The sequence below is a fragment of the Sporomusa sp. KB1 genome (assembly GCF_007830295.1).
In the GTDB taxonomy this organism is placed as follows: Bacteria; Bacillota; Negativicutes; order Sporomusales; family Sporomusaceae; genus Sporomusa.
Window position 1 is genome coordinate 4289091 of the sequence record NZ_VLKC01000002.1, and the last position, 20397, is coordinate 4309487.

The following is a 20397-nucleotide window of genomic DNA, read 5'->3' on the forward strand; positions in this document are numbered from 1 at the left end:
GGTTGGCAAAATCAGCTCCGACTACGCGCTATATTCGCACGCCGGGAACCTTAGGGCGTGAAGACAATTCATTGACATTTCGCAATGAAAAGGGTATTACGCACATTCCGATAAATGGGCTGAAAGAGCTTTATTTATTGAATGAGATATCGTTGAATAGCAAGCTGTTCACCTTTTTATCAATGGCAAATATTACAGTCCACTTTTTCGATTACTATGGACAATTTCGCGGTACTTTCTATCCTAAAGAAGCTCGGGTGAGTGGTAAAGTGATGCTCTTGCAGGCGAAGGCTTGTTTGGAAAATCGCCTGCCGATCGCAGTTGCCTTCGTTGGAGCGATTGCGGCCAACATTCACGAGGTACTGTACCATTACTTCAAGCATGGCAATAAAGAAATCAAACCCTACTTGGATTGGTTAAAAAATGACGTGCCTGATTTATTGCCTAAAATAAAAAAAGTTCCTACCCTCCTAAGTTTAGAGGGGGAAATCTGGCGGCGCTTTTATGAAACTTTTCAATTGATTTTGCCTGAGGACTTTGTGATGAATCGCAGAGTGAAGCGGCCTCCTGACAATCCCATCAATGCACTGGTCAGTTTTGGTAACACAATCCTGTATACAAAAACGATATCGCAAATCTATCATACGCATTTGGATCAGACGATCAGCTTTCTGCACGAGCCCAGTGACCGTCGCTTCTCGTTGAGCCTGGATTTGTCAGAAGCATTCAAACCATTGATTGTTTTTCGTACTATTTTTGAAGTTGTTAACAATAGAAGAATTCAGGTCAGTAAGCACTTTGACAAGAAATATAATTACTGCTTATTAAACGAGGCGGGACGTGATGTATTCATTACCGCCATGGAAGAACGCTTACAACAGGTATTTGAGCATGGCACGATGAAGCGAAAAATAAGCTATCTGACTGCGATCAAATATGATGCTTACAAGCTGAAAAAGCATGTTGTCGAGGGAACTCCATTTACACCTTTTCTGGAAAAAGACCGGAGGTAAGCATATTATGGCAAAAAATTATAATTATGTTATTCTTGTCTATGATATTGGTGAGAAGCGTGTAGGAAAAGTATTTAAGATATGTAAGAAGTATTTGGTTCCTTTCCAAAAGTCGGTTTTTCGCGGCGAAATTACTCCTGCAAATTTAATTAAACTTCGAAGTGAACTTCAAAAAGTCATTGATAAAAAAGTTGATTTTGTAGCTCTTTTTAAAATGACCGGTGATTATGTATTTGATGAAGAAGTTATCGGAGTTCGTATCCATGATCAAGAATCAATGTTACTGTAAGAAATTTCCCAACCGGCATAATCTCTAGGTGAGGCTTGCGCCCAAGAGTTATAAGGGATGAAGAGTAATCTTGGGGTAAGTGCTTACATGTTGCTCTCCGGTTGGGAAAATATTGCGAAACCCTTGCAAACGTTGTATTGTATAGCTATAGGTGTTTTTGCAAAGCTTGATTTTATTGGCCTTTGACCGTAACATGGATGTATTGAAACAGATACGCCGCCGACAACATTCGATACCTGCGTTCTTTGACCGTAACATGGATGTATTGAAACTATCTGAGCACCCATCGGGATAAACAGCGGTTAATCCTTTGACCGTAACATGGATGTATTGAAACTAGATTTTGTTATCGATCCGCTTGTAGGAATCTTTCTTTGACCGTAACATGGATGTATTGAAACAGATAGAAATCCTGTTTAATCTGTTCGCGTTTGTCCCTTTGACCGTAACATGGATGTATTGAAACGCGGGAACACCTGTTTTTTCTGATACTTGTTGAGCCCTTTGACCGTAACATGGATGTATTGAAACTATGTTTCGCAGGCGGCGTTTACTGCTGGAAATGGCTTTGACCGTAACATGGATGTATTGAAACAATTAGGCTCTGTTATGCTATGGAAACCACCGTTATCTTTGACCGTAACATGGATGTATTGAAACCCGGTTACAGGCGGTCCCTGAGTAGGAGGCAATAATCTTTGACCGTAACATGGATGTATTGAAACTCTGATTTGCTAGCCTGTTGTGTTACCGTTGTTGGCCTTTGACCGTAACATGGATGTATTGAAACAACGCCATGCTCCCTAAATACTACCACGAAGCCTCCCCTTTGACCGTAACATGGATGTATTGAAACTAGTATTGCGGTGGTCTGCGCTCCAAGCATATAGGCTTTGACCGTAACATGGATGTATTGAAACTTGGCCTGATCGGGATTAATACCCAACTCTTTGGCTGCTTTGACCGTAACATGGATGTATTGAAACATTTTAACTGCTGCAATGCTTTCCAGTGCCTCCACCTTTGACCGTAACATGGATGTATTGAAACTAGTGCTGGATCGATGTCCAACCATTAACACCTGCCTTTGACCGTAACATGGATGTATTGAAACTATGGCATGATTTTCTTTTTTCTTGCCACCTACTTCCTTTGACCGTAACATGGATGTATTGAAACCCTAATGCAGGCGAGAGCGTTAACTCGTGACTCTCTTTGACCGTAACATGGATGTATTGAAACTGATGTCTTCCCATGTGGATTCGTAAGACTGCCGCCTTTGACCGTAACATGGATGTATTGAAACATCTACTCCCCACCATCCTCTGTATGAAGTCGGCACTTTGACCGTAACATGGATGTATTGAAACTAAAAGCAAGTACCTTGCTGAGTAACTATAGTAATTCTTTGACCGTAACATGGATGTATTGAAACCCTTCAATCGCGAGTTTAAGCATGTCTCAGCCTCCCTTTGACCGTAACATGGATGTATTGAAACAGAGTAAATTCGTTTCTTGGCATCTACTTGCCCCTCCCTTTGACCGTAACATGGATGTATTGAAACTAGGACGATAACAACCCTTGAGAAACGCCAGATACCTTTGACCGTAACATGGATGTATTGAAACTTGATCAATTAAAATAGCCAAGGAGGACACGTTATGCTTTGACCGTAACATGGATGTATTGAAACAGAATATCTTGCGCTACTTGCTGCTCGACTAGACCTTTGACCGTAACATGGATGTATTGAAACTCTTACTAAAATTGTTTCTAATGCCCTCTATCTGCCTTTGACCGTAACATGGATGTATTGAAACTTGTAAAAGCCGCACATTGTTTTTCGCCTTTCAATCTTTGACCGTAACATGGATGTATTGAAACCCAAGATACACTATACTGAGAACCTATGCCTTTACCTTTGACCGTAACATGGATGTATTGAAACAATATTATAGCCATGTCCTTCTCGGCCTCTTCAATCTTTGACCGTAACATGGATGTATTGAAACACATCACACAAGCTTATCGGCACCGTTAGAACTCCGCTTTGACCGTAACATGGATGTATTGAAACTTGTAAACATAATCAATATTCCCCCCATTTATTTCCCTTTGACCGTAACATGGATGTATTGAAACCATAAAGTAAGCGTAGTATATGGTGCTAAATGCCTTCTTTGACCGTAACATGGATGTATTGAAACTATTTAAGCGCATTAGCTCGATGTAGGTCTAATACTCTTTGACCGTAACATGGATGTATTGAAACCAGCCGCCGCCAACGTCATGCCCGAATACTTCCGCCTTTGACCGTAACATGGATGTATTGAAACTATTGTTGGGCATACTCTCTTATGCCGTCCGGTAATCTTTGACCGTAACATGGATGTATTGAAACATAACGACTGCCTTGCTTAACCAATCAAGTTATTTCCTTTGACCGTAACATGGATGTATTGAAACACTTCAGCCTTTGACTGTTGCTGCTCCCGGCCCCACCTTTGAACGTAACATGGATGTATTGAAACATGTCCTCTGGCCTGCTTGCTCTCCCATAGAGCGCTTTGACCGTAACATGGATGTATTGAAACACAGCCTCAAGGAAGTTTTGCCGGCCAACAGGGTCAACTTTGACCGTAACATGGATGTATTGAAACTACATTAACGCTTGCGCTTTAATTGCCAAGTTGGCGCTTTGACCGTAACATGGATGTATTGAAACTCCTGAATAATAGCTGCGGGTATTTGAGGCGGCTCCTTTGACCGTAACATGGATGTATTGAAACTTAGCGAACATAGCAGTAATTAGTAGCGGATCTACCTTTGACCGTAACATGGATGTATTGAAACAAAGACAAACTTTGTATGTTTTGAGGGACTATGACTTTGACCGTAACATGGATGTATTGAAACTAAATACGAATTTACTCCAAAACCAAAGGAAACCAACTTTGACCGTAACATGGATGTATTGAAACACTGACCGGCCATAGGTGACAGTAAGATCTACATTGCTTTGACCGTAACATGGATGTATTGAAACCCGTACTCGACTGAGCCAGGTCCTTTCTCAGCACCCCTTTGACCGTAACATGGATGTATTGAAACATTATATTGCCCTGCTGCCGTGAAGTTCCCAATATACTTTGACCGTAACATGGATGTATTGAAACATCTGATTACCATCGCTATCAACCGTCGTAACAGCTTTGACCGTAACATGGATGTATTGAAACCCCCTAGTAAAAGAGTGGGCAGACATGGTACTGTTCCTTTGACCGTAACATGGATGTATTGGATCGGCTACACTAAACTAGACAGATTCTATAAGGTCATGTAAAACTATAAGAAAAGAAAAAGGAGATTTACATGACAACAAGACGAGCTAAAAGAGAATTTACCGACCAATTCAAGCAACAAATGGTCCAACTTTATAACAGTGGAAAACCCCGCTCAGAAATCATTAAAGAATACGATTTAACCCCTTCAGCATTCAATCAGTGGGTCAGCAGAATAAATACTACAGGATCGGCAAAAGAATGTGATAATCGTAGCCCGGAGGAGCAAGAGTTAATCAAACTTCGTAAAGAAAATCAGAAATTGAAGATGGAAAATGATATTTTAAAGCAAGCAGCGCTGATATTGGCACAAAAATAATTGTAATCCGGCAAAATGCTCATAAATACTCTATATCAGCGATGTGTAAATGTTTAAAGATTGCCCGAAGTACTTATTATTACGAGATAATTAGCAAGTCGGATGAACGCGATTTAGAAACAAAAGTTGACTATATTTTTCATGAGAATCATGATGTCTACGGAACAAGAAAAATCAAAATAGAGCTACAAAAATTGAACTATCAGGTGTCTCGCCGCCGTATCGGAAGAATCATGAAAAAGAACGGTTTAGTCTCAAAGTACACAGTTGCCCAATTTAAACCGCACAAGCAAAAATGTAATGAAGAACTTGTTAAAAATGAGCTGAAACGGCAATTTACCGGACAAGCTCCCTATGCAGTGGTTGTCAGTGATTTAACGTATGTTCGAGTAAATTACAAATGGAATTACGTTTGTATTCTTGTAGATTTGTTTAATAGGGAGATTATCGGCTACAGTGCCGGGATTCATAAAGATGCGCAATTGGTATATGATGCATTTGCAACAGTAAAGACAGATCTGCGAAACATCCAGATGTTTCATTCAGACCGAGGTAGCGAGTTTAAAAATGAACTACTTGATGAAGTAATTTCTACCTTTGATATCAAACGTTCCCTTAGCATGAAAGGATGCCCTTATGATAACGCTGTAGCAGAGGCAACCTTTAAAATATTTAAAACCGAATTTGTATATGGCCGAAACTTCGATAGTATATGCCATCTACGCCATGAACTAGCCCGGTATATTGACTGGTTTAATAATACTAGAATTCATGGTCTCTAAATTACTTAACGCCAGTTCAATTACGCCAATTGACCTTATAAAAATTGTCCGACTAAGTGTTGACAATCCATGGATGTATTGAAACATGCTCTGCGCCACTACCTCGGCTACTCTACGCTTCCTTTGACCGTAACATGGATGTATTGAAACTTACTACCTCGTTTAGCAATGCCAGACACCGTAAAACTTTGACCGTAACATGGATGTATTGAAACGTCGTTAAACGAATCAATTAACTCTACTGCTGCGCCTTTGACCGTAACATGGATGTATTGAAACTTGGAGATAATACCGGATTGTACCAGGGCAGACAGTCTTTGACTGTAACATGGATGTATTGAAACCGCCAAGTTGGAGAAGGCGAATACAGAAAATACGTTCTTTGACCGTAACATGGATGTATTGAAACAGTATTTGTAGGTATCAACAAAGCAAGATAATTGTGTGACTCATGGAGACCTCGTAGCGTCTGAATTAAGCACACCGTAAATGGGCCGGTGTATAAAGAGAGTCAGGGTACTGGTAGTTGTGAGCATCAGGGTACATTCTCTCATTAATAAAGTTTACCATCTAACAAATTTAAAACGTGCATGGGACAAACGGCAAAGTACGGATATTGGGGGTAGCAGCGTCAACGTGTCTTTCTATTCCAGGTCTCGAGAATCTAGTAAACAGCAGTAGGCGTTTTCATAGGTTCAAAAGAGAAGTGCTTGTATCATTTGCCCATTATTTTGTATTATACTTTCAGAATACGAAGCAGAAAGAAGGTTTTTATCATACGGAACATAATATTTGACGTTGACGGTACTTTATGGGATACAACGGAAGTGGTGGCTCAAGCCTGGAACAAGGCAATTTCTGAAGTCGGTGGAACTGCGGCAGTGGTAAGTGCTGCAGTGTTAAAGAAAGAGTTCGGTAAGACGATGAAGGTCATTGCCGATAGTTTATTTTATGATGCCGATGAGAGAACTAAAGAGTTACTAATGGAAAAGTGTTGCATATATGAGCATGAGGCACTGGAAGAAAATATGGATAACCTGCTATTTCCCGATGTTGTAGAAACCATAGAAAAACTTTCCGAAAAATATGGTTTATTCATTGTAAGTAATTGCCAAGCGAGCTATATTGAATTGTTTATGAAAAAGGCGGGTATTGAACTGTATATTAAGGATTGGGAATGCTTTGGCAACACTGGCAAAGGAAAAGGCAAAAACATCATGCTACTAGTGAAAAGAAACAATTTAACCGATGTCGTATATGTTGGCGATACTCAGGGGGATTATGAGGCAACACAAATGGCTCAGATTCCTTTTATTTTTGCAAAATATGGTTTTGGTCATGTGGAAAACTATGAAAGGGCGATCAGTAGAATAAACGAGCTGCTAAATTTGTAACTGCGGTGGGGAAAAAGGGGCACACGTAAATAGAGGAACATCTTCCTCAAAATTTCGTGTGCCTTGTATTGTTTCTCCAAGTATGTAGTGCCGGAGGCATTTGAACGAGTAAAAGCGAACAAAGGAGCGGCCGAAATCGACGACGCAAGCCTGGAAGAATTTGAAGCAGATTTGAAAAACAACCTCTAAATTGAATAGTGATAGAAATAGTGAGCCGGTTGGAGTGGTTAATCGCCTTGTTCATATTTTTACAAATAATAAAAAAAATTTCTTTTAAGGAGGAATTGGGTAATAAATGTAAAATATATACAATATATTAATTTAATTTTATTTAATTTAGTATTTTAAAAATATTTAATATAGCGTGTGATATAGGCAAACTTGTCGAAAGATGAGGACGCAAAGCCATGGGTCTAAAGATTTTTTATCTATGATTGCCAGGTTGCTAATTTAATATTAGTACTGGCAGTCTTTTTTTGAGATTTTACCATTATTTGCGTTGTTTGAAATGGTGGCAGACAGCAAGAAGCCTGCAAGCTGATTCGAAAAAGATTGTAGGCTATATAGGAGCAAAGTAAAGATATTTAAGTTGCCATTACCAGGTGAAGGCGATAGGAAAAGTGGGGAATTAAGAGATGATTTACTATGAGTGATATGCTAAGGCGTGTTCAACCCATATATGAGATTGTCTTAAAGAAATTTTTTTATTGCTGGTGTGTTTTTGTCTCCGATGTGGTGCAGACACTAATTTATAACGCTCTTGCCAAAGGAAAGATAGGTAAATGGGATATTTTGAAGAAGTTAGTGGTGGTCTAACGGTGGTCAATCAAGAGCATATTCCTAACAAATTGAAAAATAAGATCAGTATGCTTCTTAATGGTTTCAAGATAAATATTTTTATTCAAAGTGACTTAGGGCCGGATGGACATATTGGGCAACAGTGGTTGGTTACAACGTCGGAGAAGCTTTTGGTTATTTCTACGGATTTGGAGAAACTAATTGTCCATCATAACGTCTTAATTAAAGATATTGCAGCAATAAACGCCGAAAGGGAATTCGGAAACGGCTGTTTGGTAGCAAATATAAATGGTGAACACGTGATGTTTATCCGCTACACTAATGCACTTGTTCGAGAGTTTAGTTATGTCGCAAGATGTCTGCAAGCGGAAATAAAAGGAGAAGATATTCCAGATATAAGTGAAGAAGACTTGTCCCGTCGATGTTCCCAATGTGGGTTTCCACTTGACTGTGGATCAGATGTGTGTTCGAACTGCGTCAATACCAGAAAAACAATTCGACGGCTCTTGTGGTATATTAAACCGTTCAGCATTGATATTGCAATGACATCGCTACTCCTTATCGTATCTCAAGTGATGGCGTTGGCGCCGCCTTATCTATCCAAAATACTCATAGACAACGTGTTTGAAAAAGCTGAAACAATGGGTGGGCATGCAACAGGCGCTCAGGAACATCATTTAATTGTGATGCTTGGAATTATTGTCCTTGCATTGTTGTTAACAAACGTTATTTCTACAGTTTTAGGAATTATCAAAACCCGTATTGCAGCTAAAATCGGGTCGAAGGTTGTTCATAATATTCGCATGGATCTCTATACTCGGCTTCATCGGCTTACTGTGGGTTTCTTTGATAAACGGCAGACTGGATCAGTGATATCTCGAGTATCTCAAGATACAAGTGCGCTGCAACAATTCTTGGCGACGGACATACAGCAGATGATTTCCAATCTTATGAGCCTGCTACTGGTGCTTGTGATTGTGTTTCAGCAAGACTGGAAGCTGGCGGTATGGACGGTTGTTCCGGTTCCATTTACAGCAATTGCAGCAACTTTGATTTTCAGGCGGTTCCAATGGATGTTTGGCAGAGTCGGGCATAGATGGTCAAAGCTGCACGCTGTTATGTCCGATTCGTTGCAGGGCTTACGTGTGGTAAAAGCATTCGCTCAGGAGGATCGCGCAGTCAAACGGTTCGAGCGCCGAAGCGAAAGTTTGTGTGCCGCGAGTATGGAAGCTGAACAGACATGGGGTACATTGTGGCCTTTACTGTGGTTTATGATGTCTGCAGGACAGTTTATTGTCTGGTATGTCGGTGGAATAGGCGTGATTAACGCAGGAATTACCACCGGCACACTAATAATGTTTATAGGATATATGGGCATGCTTTATGGTCCGGTGCAGATATTAACAAGAATGTGGGATGGGATAGGAAGCTGCCTCGCTGCTGCTGAGCGTGTCTTTGAAATCATGGATGCGCAGCTTGAGGAAAGCCAACCAGAAAACAAGACCCGGCTGTCTGATGTTAAAGGGTATATCAAATTCAACCATGTGACATTCGGTTATGATAAAAATCTGCCGGTGTTACATGATATAGATGTTGAAATAGAGTCTGGTGAGATGATAGGGATTGTGGGGCCATCGGGCGCAGGAAAGTCCACTATGATAAATCTCTTATGCAGATTTTATATTGCTCAGGAGGGTGCAATAGAGATAGATGGCTTAGATATAAGGAATATCCGTCTGGAAGACCTGCGAAAGCAGATCGGCATAGTCCCTCAGGAGTCGTACTTGCTTACGGGAACGATTGCGGATAACATCGCCTATGCCAAACCCGATGCACATCCGGAGGAAATAATCCAAGCTGCAAAAGCCGCTAATGCACATGATTTTATAGTTGGTCTTCCAGATGGCTATGAAACTCAGGTTGGGGAGCGTGGACAGTCGCTATCCGGCGGTGAGAGGCAGAGAATAGCAATAGCGCGTGCAATCTTGCATGATCCCAAAATACTGATATTGGACGAAGCAACCAGTGCAGTCGACACAGCTACAGAAAAACAGATTCAGCAAGCGCTTATGCGACTAGTAAAAAATCGTACAACTTTCGCTATTGCACATAGGCTCTCGACACTGCGAAATGCCGACCGTCTACTTGTTTTGGAAAAAGGGAAGTTAATAGAATGTGGCACACATGAGGAACTGCTTGCCAAAAATGGAGCATATTCAAAACTTGTCAATATGCAAAATGAGCTTACAAGATTGGTGGCCGTGGGTGGATAATATGATTAATGCAAAAATATTGGATAATGTTGAAAAGAGCCTTGATGAATCCGTAAAGGTTAGATATCTTGAACCATGTGATTTTGAACTGATGAAAAATGACGGTTGCAGTGTAAGGCTGACCCTACGAGGTGAAAGGTCAGTAATTAGGGTAAAGGCGCGTCGGTGCTTTCCTTACTCATTCGATACGAAATATATTTCCATTAGCGATGGAGCCGGCGAAGAAATAGGCATTATTCGTGACCTGTGCGAACTCAACAAACAATATCGCCGCTGGATAGAAGAGGACCTTGAGATGCGCTATTTTACTCCGCTGGTAAGATCAATTTTAGCTATAAAACGTAGGTATGGAGGTATGGAATGGTATGTCGATACCGACTGCGGTTCAAAGAAAATACTTACGCTTGGTGTCCAGGATACTATGGTCGAAGTTCAACCTAACCGCTATATTATTAATGATGTGGACGGTAACCGCTACGAGTTATGTATTGAAATGCTGGATGAGACCAGCAAAGCCATATTGAATAAGCTGATTTAGAATCTGAAGCATCAAATACAAATAAAATACTGCGCAAGACATTGTTTTAATAATTATGTCCGATTAAAAATATCAATTAGAAAGGACTATTATAATGAATGAAACACAAGAAAGTTTAGGCGAACGATCATCGGTGCGTCGATCATGCACATTAATGGTAACACATCAATGCAACTTGAATTGCACATATTGCTATGAATCATACAAATCTGACAAGCAAATGCCGCTTGAATTGGCCAAAAGTCTTGTTGAAAAAGAATTTGAGTTTGTTGCTACACAGAATCAGTTCAAAGAGATTGTGTTTGACTTTATTGGCGGGGAGCCATTAGTATGTTTTGCTATGATAGCTGAGCTTGCCGAGTGGATGTGGTCAATTTCTAGGCCGGTACCTTATGTGCTCTTTGCAACAACCAATGGCACTCTTTTAGATAACGATAGAAAAGCATGGTTTGAAAAACACAAACATCAATTTTGTCTGGGATTGAGTCTAGATGGGCCTCTTGAGACACAGGAAATCAATAGACGGGGATCTTTTTCAAAGATTGATCTCAATTTTTTTCAGCAACTTTGGCCTGAACAAGGCGTAAAAATGACACTCTCACGTGAAACCTTGCCAACTTTGGCAGAAGACGTTATTTATCTTCAAGAGCTTGGATTTGAAGCCAGTTTTAATCCGGCAGTGGGTATTGACTGGACAGAGCAGGACGCTGATATATATGAGCAGCAATTAGACTTGCTGGCCAAATACTATATGGATCAAGACGGCTCGGTCACTCCGGCTCATGCATTTACGCTAGATTTTGCCCCGCTACTACCGGAAAACTATAAGCCGCATAAATATTGTGGTACGGGCACTAATATGGTGACTTATGACGTTGACAGCAATGCATATCCATGCCACATGTTTACCCCAATTGTCTTAGGAGAGAATCGAAGCGAGGATATTAAGCGATTCGATTTCTATGCGCCGGAGGGACTGATTGATGACATGTGCAGGGAATGTCCTTTGATTATGATGTGTCCGACATGCTATGGCCTCAATTATAAATTTCGCAATGACATTGCTTTGCGTGATCCGGCTACCTGCAGAATGTTTAAGCGACAGATTTTGGTGGCACATCGCTATCAATTAGATCTATTGACACGGAATGGAATTCCCACTTCCAGCGAGGATCTGTCTAAAGCAAAGGTGTTAATAAATGCTAACGATATTTTAGAAAACGCCATTATGACATTTTCTCATAAATGAATCTTAGTTAACAATATTGATGATTCTGGCATATGATGTGTCTGACTAAACCTTTGATTCATTCATGTGTCTAAAATCAGGACTTAACATGGAAAGGAGGTGAACGACAGATGGATTATGCAAAGAAGATTGATGCATTGCGTCAAGCAGTTTCACAGTATGAACGAGAGCATGGAACCTTGTCCACATGTATATCGGATCAAACTGCTGTTGGTTGCATTCAATGTCATGCAAATTGTTATTCAGATTGTACCAGTTCTTGTGCGAGCAGTTGTTTTAGCTCGTGTAGGTCTTCGTATGCCAAGTAGTCTGCAAGGCGTAGGAACATGCAGAGGCGTTTGGCCTCTGCATGTTCTGTATTATATAAAGTATTGCGAATAATAATCAGGTGGTATGACGGAGGGGTATTTTGGAAGATTGTTACTTACGAGTTATGGCTGTGCTTTCTTGCGAAAGCATTGATGCCATATTGAAAAAAGTAGACGAGTGGTTTGCGGAAGGATGCAACTGCATTCATTTGATGATTTCAACTCCTGGGGGATCAGTGGCTAATGGGATTTCACTTGCTAACTATTTGCGAGGTATTCCAATCGAGGTGAATACCTACAATTTTGGTGCTGTCGATTCCATGGGGGTCGCTGTCTTTTGTGCAGGAACGCGAAGGTTTTGTACGCCGCAATCACGTTTTTTAATTCATCCAATCTGCCTTTCGCTTTTGGATAATCAGTCTATAGATGAACAATTTTTGGCCCGCAAGACTCGCGAAATTGAAGTGGACACCCGAAATGTTGCAGGGATTATCAGTGAAAGAACAAGCATGAGTATCAACGAAATCATCAACGCCATGCGGTATGAGACGATTTTTGATGCACAAGAAGCCCTCAAGTATGGTCTTGTTGATGAAATACGCCCTGTATTCATACCGCAAAATGCTCGACTATATACTATTTATTCAGATTGTTCTGCTAAAGAGCATTTTCCGAAGACGAAGGAATAAGACACAATCATCGTTAGACAATTTATTATTATTGAAAACAAGAGACCGGGACCATGTTTTATAGTTTTCTCCAAAACTAATATCATGCATTCGGAAATAGATCAACCCAACAGATGTTATTTTTGAAACAAAATCCCTGTCGTGCGCTACGAAAGTGAGGATGCGTAGCATCCTCACTTTGCTTAACTAGAGATGGAGGAAGGCCCTCCGAAGTCCGTAGTAGTGATGAAGCTTCGTAGTTTGTAAAATTAATGCATGTTTTTAAATTATTATAAAGAATATAAAAAAATAGAAATATAAAACCAAATAAATACGGAGGAAACTCACTATTGATTAAACAGCTACAACAATTTTTTAGCCTATCATGGTGTGAAAAACGATTACTTTTCGTAAGAGGGCGAGGGATCAGGCTTGCGTTATTTAAGTAATTGCGTTAGATTCACTCTAAATAAAGCAATTTCTTAATATTGCAAGCCTAACCCCGAATTTTACTATTAGAAATGAACTGGCGTTTCATCACCCAAAAATCCCACGGCTTTAGCCGTCGGGAGTGTCAAATCTCACATAAATAGGGTATAATAGATATAGATTAATACAGCAAAACGCCCCTGCTACTAACAGGCGCGCTTTGCCTTTGAAATAGGGAGGCTACCTGAGCAAAATAGTGATTGCTAATGGTTTAAGTAATATTATCGTTATGGCGATAATTAACCAGACAATCACTCGTGGAGAAATCCACACGGTACTCACCTCCTTATTCAGTTTGGGACGAGTATGCGCTCGTCCCATTTACAATACCGTGGTTTTGGAGCTGCTTCCCGACAATGGTAGTAACGAACCGCAACATTGGATGTATTGAAACTTATAAGTCGGTTTGGATAAGGTAATATTGTTGCTAGAGTGACAGTTGGGGACGTCCAACTGTCACTCTAGCGGGTGTGAATCCCGCCTGGGAAGGCCTAGCAAGCTGCCCTATATCCAGCCTTGGGACTGAAGCGGTAACGTCATTTATACCTATGTCTACCATTGTTGTTGATAATGATACTAGAATAATGCTACTTAATGAGGTAAATATATCGCTATCTTTACCTGACCATAACGAAATAACTTCCGTTCTCCCTTGAAATCAATCATTGATCGTAATATCAGGGCCCCCGGCATACGCCAGGGGCCTTATTTTTGTTAAAAGAAGGAATTTAATGTTATTTTGTGGTAGTAATAATGTTATACAATTAATTTGTGCTGATCCGGCTATAAAAGAACATGTTGCAAACGGCAAAGTACGGATATTGGGGGTAGCAGCGTCAAAGCGTCTTTCTATTCCAGGTCTCGAGAATCTAGTAAACAGCAGTAGACGTTTTCATAGGTTCAAAAGAGAAGTGCTTGTATCATTTGCTGTATTATACTTTCAGAATACGAAGCAGAAAGAAGGTTTTTATCATACGGAACATAATATTTGACGTTGACGGTACTTTATGGGATACAACGGAAGTGGTGGCTCAAGCCTGGAACAAGGCAATTTCTGAAGTCGGCGGAACTGCGGCAGTGGTAAGTGCTGCTGTGTTAAAGAACGAGTTTGGCAAGACGATGAAGGTCGTTGCCGATAGTTTATTTTATGATGCCGATGAGAGAACTAAAGAGTTACTAATGGAAAAGTGTTGCATATATGAGCATGAGGCACTGGAAGAAAATATGGATAACCTGCTATTTCCCGATGTTGTAGAAACCATAGAAAAACTTTCCGAGAAATATTGTTTATTCATTGTAAGTAATTGCCAAGCGGGCTATATTGAATTGTTTATGAAAAAGGCGGGTATTGAACTGTATATTAAGGATTGGGAATGCTTTGGCAACACTGGCAAAGGAAAAGGCAAAAACATCATGCTACTAGTGAAAAGAAACAATTTAACCGATGTCGTATATGTTGGCGATACTCAGGGGGATTATGAGGCAACACAAATGGCTCAGATTCCTTTTATTTTTGCAAAATATGGTTTTGGTCATGTGGAAAACTATGAAAGGGCGATCAGTAGAATAAACGAGCTGCTAAATTTGTAACTGCGGTGGGGGACGGATATCTTACAGGGGGACGGAGGTTGTGTCTGCAAATAATGAGAATGTGAAAAAGTTTGCAAGACAGTACCACCGTCCCCTTACTTCCTTAGCAGTTGTATCAATATGTAATAGCAAACTGCAGGCTGGCAGACAAATAGTGTATTTAGCAATTAACGTGTCAGTGAAAAAACAGGTGGAACCCGGAAAGGTGGTAGTATGAATACGCTGCTCTCTTATATGCAGGAGCTCTATTGTGGTTATTGCCCATCGGTTATCGACTATCCGGCAGGCTGACCGGATTTATGTGCTGGAGCAGGGGCGAGTGTTGGAGCAGGGAGATTATCTGTCACTATGTAAAGACAAATGAAGCAGGTTTGCCGCTTTAGCGAGCGTAGATGACATGGGTTGAGACAATATGCTTTCAAAAAAATTCCGGAAAATAATTGTAAAATATAGAAGGATTATGCATGAAAATGTATAATATATGGAAATAAAGGGGTAATTTTCATTTATAGGGAAATAGAAGTAATTAATTATTGCAACGTTTGAATCATATAATGCCAAAAGTTCTGGGAAGGAGTATATAGGTGGATAATAAAATCAATACTGACTTGATCACTTTTCGCTCGATAACTGATGCCGACCTCGAATTTTTATATCGCGTTTACGCTTCCACCCGCAATGAAGAGATGGCAGTTACGGGGTGGAATGAAGCTGATATCGAAAACTTTTTGCGCATGCAGTTCAACCTGCAGCATACTTACTACAGGCAAACTTATCCGCAGGCTGCCTTTGATATTATTCTCATTGATGGTATTCCCGCCGGGAGATTATATATCGACCGCCAGCAAGACAAAATGGTAGTTATTGACATTGCTTTATTGCCGGAGTTCCGGAGACGGGGCGCAGGCGGGAGAATCATGAGAAACCTAGTGGAGGAGGTGGATAAAGAGGGCCTGCTAATGAGTTTGCATGTGGAATGTAATAATCCGGTGCGCTTATTTTATAAAACATTAGGCCTGGTAGAGAAAGGTACGTATGGTGTTTATTATTACATGGAAAGATCCAGACCGGAGGTTTGAGTAATGGTTGCCAAATTGCATAAACAAGATTTTGAACCTCATCTAAACGAGCAGTTTATAGTACACAGCAATGAAATTGGTCCGGTCGAGATGGATTTGGTCAAGGTGTCTGGACAAACTACCGGAAAGCTTGAGTCGTTTTCACTGCTTTTTTGCACTGCTGAAGGCAAGGCTTTTCGGCATAACACCTGTCAGGTGACACATCCGGCAATGGGGGATTTCCCGCTTTTTTTAGGACCGGTTGACACTGGCAAAACAGACGGGATTTATTATGAAGCTGTGTTTAACTACATTATAAATAACAACAAGGAGGGGTAAGTAATGAGTGATCCGTATATTGGAGAAATCAGATTATTTGCCGGTAACTATGCACCGGAAAACTGGGCGTTGTGTAATGGCAGTCTGCTCAGTATCAGCCAATACGAAGCGCTTTATGCTCTGATTGGTACTACTTATGGCGGTGACGGGGTGACAAATTTTGCAATCCCGGATTTGCGGGGCAGGCTGCCTATCCATATGGGTACATATACAGTACAGGGGGATACTACGGTGACTTATCCCATCGGCTCAACAGATGGAGCCGAGACGGCTGCAGTAACTGCAGATCAAATGCCTGTTCATACCCATACTGCCTGTGGGCAGTCGGTTACAGGCACACAGCCCGGTCCTGGTGGTAATGTCTGGGCTGCTCCTAGCTCTGCTGGAGTTGCTGTTAATCAGTATCTTACAGATTTATCCGGCATAACACTGAAGTCGATGGATGCTAATTCTATCCAAAGCACAGGCGGCAGTCAGGTGCATAACAATGTTATGCCTGGTATTGTTTTGAACTACATTATCGCTTTAGTTGGACTTTGGCCGGACAAACCATAATAAAAAGGAGGAATAGACAGATGGCAGAACCTTTTTTAGCCGAAATAAGAATGTTTTCCTTTAACTATGCCCCGCGGGGCTGGGCCACTTGTGACGGACAATTGCTGCCGATAGCGCAGAATTCAGCGCTGTATTCATTGATCGGAGCTACCTATGGCGGTGATGGTAGAACTAATTTTAACCTGCCGGATCTACGAGGACGGGTGCCTATTCAACCAACTACCACAAGTGAAACCGTGAAATATGGCAAACCTGGCGGTAAGGCGCTGGAAACTCTTACAGCAGCTCAGATACCGGCACATACCCATAATGTTATGGCAGATAGTGCTAATGGAACAAGTGCTTCACCTTCTCCTCCCGCGGATCAGACAGCTTGGGCGGCAGCGCCGCAAAATCCGTTTGCGCCTTTTGTGGATAGTACAAAAGTAGCACTGAATTCATCAGCCATTACAACATCTGGTGGCGGTCAAGGGCACAGTAATATGCAGCCGTATCAGACGATTAATTTCTGTATTGCTCTTATGGGCATTTATCCGTCACGGCCTTAAAGACGAAAAGGAGGGAAAAAATATGGCAGATCCTTTTATTGGAGAAATCAGGATATTTGCAGGCAACTTTGCGCCTTATGGCTGGCTTTTTTGCCAGGGGCAGGAGGTAGGCGTCAATCAATATACGGCGCTTTATTCGATAGTTGGTACTCTCTACGGAACTACTGCTAATCCTACTCAAACGTTCAAATTGCCTGACCTCAGGGGTTATGCCCCGCTAGGCTGGGGGAATGGACCTGGATTGACACAACATCCTATTCTTGGACAAACGACAGGCAGTGCTACAGTGGCCTTGAGTTCTTCACAGATGCCAAACCACAATCATACCGTACAATGTACCACTAATGCGGGGACGGTTAGCAGTCCGGCTAATGGCATTTGGGCGAAATCAATAGGGACGGCTTTATATAGTGTACGAACGCCTGATACCCAAATGGCTGCACAAGCACTTCAGACGTCAGGCGGCAACACCGATGGCAGCGTTGCCGCCCATAATAATATGCAGCCATATCTGGGAATTAATTTTATCATTAATTATGACGGAACATACTTACCTAGGCCGTAATGAACATAATGGGAGTAACGATAATTTTCCAAAAATGTCGTAATCTGCAAATGTAATTAGCGTATTTCCTGCCAGATTTTTGCTGTTTTGGCAGGAATATTGCTGTTTTTAACGAAGCTAATGTATGGAAATCGGATTTATTATCTAAATATTAAATAGTAGGAGGAATTTATAATGAATCAAGTTCAAAAAAGCAAGTTTGTCGCAATTGATGAGGAGCAGGTGGTTTCTTCGCCACTGGGCAACCAGTGTGCTTGGCATAAGCCGGTAATTGTTAGTATTGATATGAAAAAGACTCTGTATTCTGTGGCTAGTGGTTCTGATTCAAGTTCAGGTTTGGGACATAATTAGCATAGGGACAGACAAATGAGTGGTATTTTTGGCATTATGAACAGAGATGGTCTATCGGTTTCTTTTACTGTGCTTGAAACTATGCGCCAGAAGATGGCGGAATGGGCCCCGGATGGCGGTGATATATGGTTAGATGGGGAGGTTGGGCTAGGTCAGGCGCGCTTTTTTAACACCCCAGAGGCGCACTATGAGCATTTGCCTTATTTTGATACTACTACTGGTTTTGTTTTTATAGCTGCTGCGCGGCTGGACAACCGGGAAGAATTGCTTGCTGCATGCGGTATCCAAAAGGGTGATGCATTGACTATTGGTGATGGTGAATTGCTCCGGCAGACGTACCTGCGCTGGGGTGAAGATTGTATTAAGCGGGTCTATGGTGACTGGTCTTTTGCCGCTTACCATCCGCTAGAACATAAGCTTTTTTTAGCCCGCGACCATTTTGGCTATACTGCGCTTTACTATTATATTGATGCCAAAGTCTTTGCATTTGCTTCATCACGTAAAGCTTTGCTTGCTTTAGGCCTAGTGCCTGTCGAAATGGATGAACTCTATTTGGCACAGGTGTTAGTTTCGTGGACTGATTATCATGGGGAGCGCACTATACATAAGCAACTTAAACGGTTACCGCCTGCTCATCGTCTTATAGTAACCCCGGAACGATTGGACAAATGTTGTTATTGGCGCATGGAAGATACACAGGAATTACGCCTCTCGCGTAGAGAAGATTATATAGAGGCTTTCAGGGAAGTATTTAAGGAAGCTGTTAAAGTGCGCTTACGAAGTAAAGGAAGAATTGGCGTATCATTAAGCGGCGGGCTTGATTCAAGTTCGGTTGCCGCTGTTGCCGCCAGTTTGTTGCGTGGTGAAAATAAACGATTAAATGCTTACACTTCTGTACCGCTGACCGAAACGAGCGTTTATAGTGATAAGAATTTGTTTGGCGATGAATTCCCATTGGCTCAGGCTACTGCAAGGCAAGCGGGAAATATTGATTTGTACCCGGTTACAGCCAAGGCAATCAGTCCGATTCAAGCTATTCGCAGCATGCTGACAATCCGAAATGAGCCAACACATGCTATTGCAAATTCTTTTTGGATAAGAGCTATTAGGGAAATGGCAAGAGAAAACGGTTGTCGTGTTCTGCTCAACGGACAATGTGGTAATGCCAGTATTTCATGGACAGGCGATGTATTTTCACAGCCACTTCTATTTCAAGTTAGTCATTTTGGCTGGAGGCGTTGGTTGAAGGAGACGACAAAACGTTATGCGCCACTTTCGTTACTGCAGGCATATCAAAAAGTATATATGTCTGGTAAGACTAAGTGGCAATCATCGGCTATTCATCCTGATTTTGCGTACCGTCTCAATTTATGGGAACGGATGTTGGAATCGCCAACTTCACTTCTTTATATAAAGAACACAGAACTAGATAGACGTTGGTTACTGCTTAAACCGGGTCGTTCGTTTGTTGGTGCTGTACATGCGGAAAATCGTGCAGCTTTTGGCATTGATACACGCGATCCTACCGCTGATATTCGTGTTTTGACATTTACACTTTCGGTGCCTGATCGCATCTTTATTGATCCAAAGACGGGTTTGAACCGGTGGCTCATTCGGGAGGCAATGAGAGGCTATCTGCCTGATGAAGTGCGGCTTAACCGTCGTTTTGGACAACAGTCGGCAGATCTTGTACCGCGTCTTCGCGTATGTGCTGCTGAGGTTGAAGCTGCTCTGGACGAATTGGAAGATGGTTTTGCCGTAGATTATTTGAATGTACCCTATATGCGTCAAGTGTGGCAGGTGGTTCAGAATCAGGATACACCAGAAGCTTTTCGCAAAGCAGGCAGTATCTTAATGCGTGGGATTATGGCTGGATTATTTGTCAATGAATTTTATAATCAAGAGTGAATGATTAAAAGAAATATTAAT

The 20397-nt window shown here is 41.4% G+C and carries 16 protein-coding genes, 1 pseudogene, 2 CRISPR repeat arrays and 1 riboswitch; all 17 genes and pseudogenes read left to right on the forward strand.

Annotation, left to right across the window (positions count from 1 at the left end):
- Window positions 1–2 precede the first annotated feature (2 nt).
- On the forward strand, window positions 3–1013 hold the full coding sequence (gene cas1b, locus SALPA_RS23740) for a type I-B CRISPR-associated endonuclease Cas1b (RefSeq protein WP_145099896.1): 1011 nt from the start codon (window positions 3–5) through the stop codon (window positions 1011–1013).
- 7 nt (window positions 1014–1020) lie between these two features.
- On the forward strand, window positions 1021–1302 hold the full coding sequence (gene cas2, locus SALPA_RS23745; protein ID WP_145099899.1) for a CRISPR-associated endonuclease Cas2: 282 nt from the start codon (window positions 1021–1023) through the stop codon (window positions 1300–1302).
- Window positions 1303–1482: 180 nt separating this feature from the next.
- A CRISPR array of direct repeats spans window positions 1483–4607; the repeat unit is 29 nt; unit sequence CTTTGACCGTAACATGGATGTATTGAAAC.
- Window positions 4608–4675: 68 nt separating this feature from the next.
- Window positions 4676–5786 (forward strand): annotated as a pseudogene (locus tag SALPA_RS23750) (IS3 family transposase).
- 15 nt (window positions 5787–5801) lie between these two features.
- Window positions 5802–6154: a CRISPR direct-repeat array (repeat unit 29 nt; unit sequence CTTTGACCGTAACATGGATGTATTGAAAC).
- A 322-nt stretch (window positions 6155–6476) separates the two neighbouring features.
- Window positions 6477–7139: an HAD family hydrolase gene (locus tag SALPA_RS23760; protein ID WP_255451323.1), complete on the forward strand. Its 663-nt coding sequence runs from the start codon at window positions 6477–6479 to the stop codon at window positions 7137–7139.
- A gap of 364 nt (window positions 7140–7503) precedes the next feature.
- A riboswitch (cyclic di-GMP riboswitch) is annotated at window positions 7504–7589 on the forward strand.
- Between the two features lie 332 nt (window positions 7590–7921).
- Window positions 7922–10210, forward strand: a complete 2289-nt coding sequence (locus SALPA_RS23765; RefSeq protein ID WP_145099904.1) for an ABC transporter ATP-binding protein — start codon at window positions 7922–7924, stop codon at window positions 10208–10210.
- A gap of 1 nt (window position 10211) precedes the next feature.
- Window positions 10212–10748 (forward strand): DUF1854 domain-containing protein, encoded by a 537-nt coding sequence (locus tag SALPA_RS23770; protein ID WP_186451209.1) that lies wholly within the window; start codon window positions 10212–10214, stop codon window positions 10746–10748.
- A gap of 154 nt (window positions 10749–10902) precedes the next feature.
- A complete protein-coding gene (locus tag SALPA_RS23775; protein WP_255451447.1) occupies window positions 10903–11997 on the forward strand; it encodes a radical SAM protein in 1095 nt (364 codons plus the stop codon).
- Window positions 11998–12430: 433 nt separating this feature from the next.
- Window positions 12431–12994 (forward strand): ClpP family protease, encoded by a 564-nt coding sequence (locus tag SALPA_RS23780; RefSeq protein WP_222428103.1) that lies wholly within the window; start codon window positions 12431–12433, stop codon window positions 12992–12994.
- Between the two features lie 1392 nt (window positions 12995–14386).
- Window positions 14387–15052, forward strand: coding sequence for an HAD family hydrolase (locus tag SALPA_RS23785; RefSeq protein ID WP_255451448.1), 666 nt, complete (start codon window positions 14387–14389; stop codon window positions 15050–15052).
- A gap of 40 nt (window positions 15053–15092) precedes the next feature.
- Entirely contained in the window at window positions 15093–15269 is a 177-nt protein-coding gene (locus tag SALPA_RS29270) for a hypothetical protein (RefSeq protein WP_186451210.1), read from the forward strand.
- Between the two features lie 367 nt (window positions 15270–15636).
- Complete coding sequence (locus SALPA_RS23790; protein ID WP_222428104.1) at window positions 15637–16131, forward strand: GNAT family N-acetyltransferase; 495 nt, start codon at window positions 15637–15639, stop codon at window positions 16129–16131.
- A 3-nt stretch (window positions 16132–16134) separates the two neighbouring features.
- Entirely contained in the window at window positions 16135–16449 is a 315-nt protein-coding gene (locus SALPA_RS23795; RefSeq protein WP_145099915.1) for a hypothetical protein, read from the forward strand.
- A 3-nt stretch (window positions 16450–16452) separates the two neighbouring features.
- Entirely contained in the window at window positions 16453–17004 is a 552-nt protein-coding gene (locus tag SALPA_RS23800) for a phage tail protein (protein WP_145099918.1), read from the forward strand.
- A 20-nt stretch (window positions 17005–17024) separates the two neighbouring features.
- Window positions 17025–17552: a phage tail protein gene (locus tag SALPA_RS23805; RefSeq protein ID WP_145099921.1), complete on the forward strand. Its 528-nt coding sequence runs from the start codon at window positions 17025–17027 to the stop codon at window positions 17550–17552.
- 22 nt (window positions 17553–17574) lie between these two features.
- Window positions 17575–18117 carry a phage tail protein gene (locus tag SALPA_RS23810; RefSeq protein ID WP_145099924.1) on the forward strand — a complete coding sequence of 181 codons (543 nt, stop codon included), beginning with the start codon at window positions 17575–17577 and terminating at the stop codon, window positions 18115–18117.
- A 174-nt stretch (window positions 18118–18291) separates the two neighbouring features.
- On the forward strand, window positions 18292–18468 hold the full coding sequence (locus SALPA_RS29275) for a hypothetical protein (protein WP_186451211.1): 177 nt from the start codon (window positions 18292–18294) through the stop codon (window positions 18466–18468).
- A 15-nt stretch (window positions 18469–18483) separates the two neighbouring features.
- Window positions 18484–20376 (forward strand): asparagine synthase-related protein, encoded by a 1893-nt coding sequence (locus tag SALPA_RS23815; protein ID WP_145099927.1) that lies wholly within the window; start codon window positions 18484–18486, stop codon window positions 20374–20376.
- The last annotated feature ends 21 nt before the right edge of the window (window positions 20377–20397 follow it).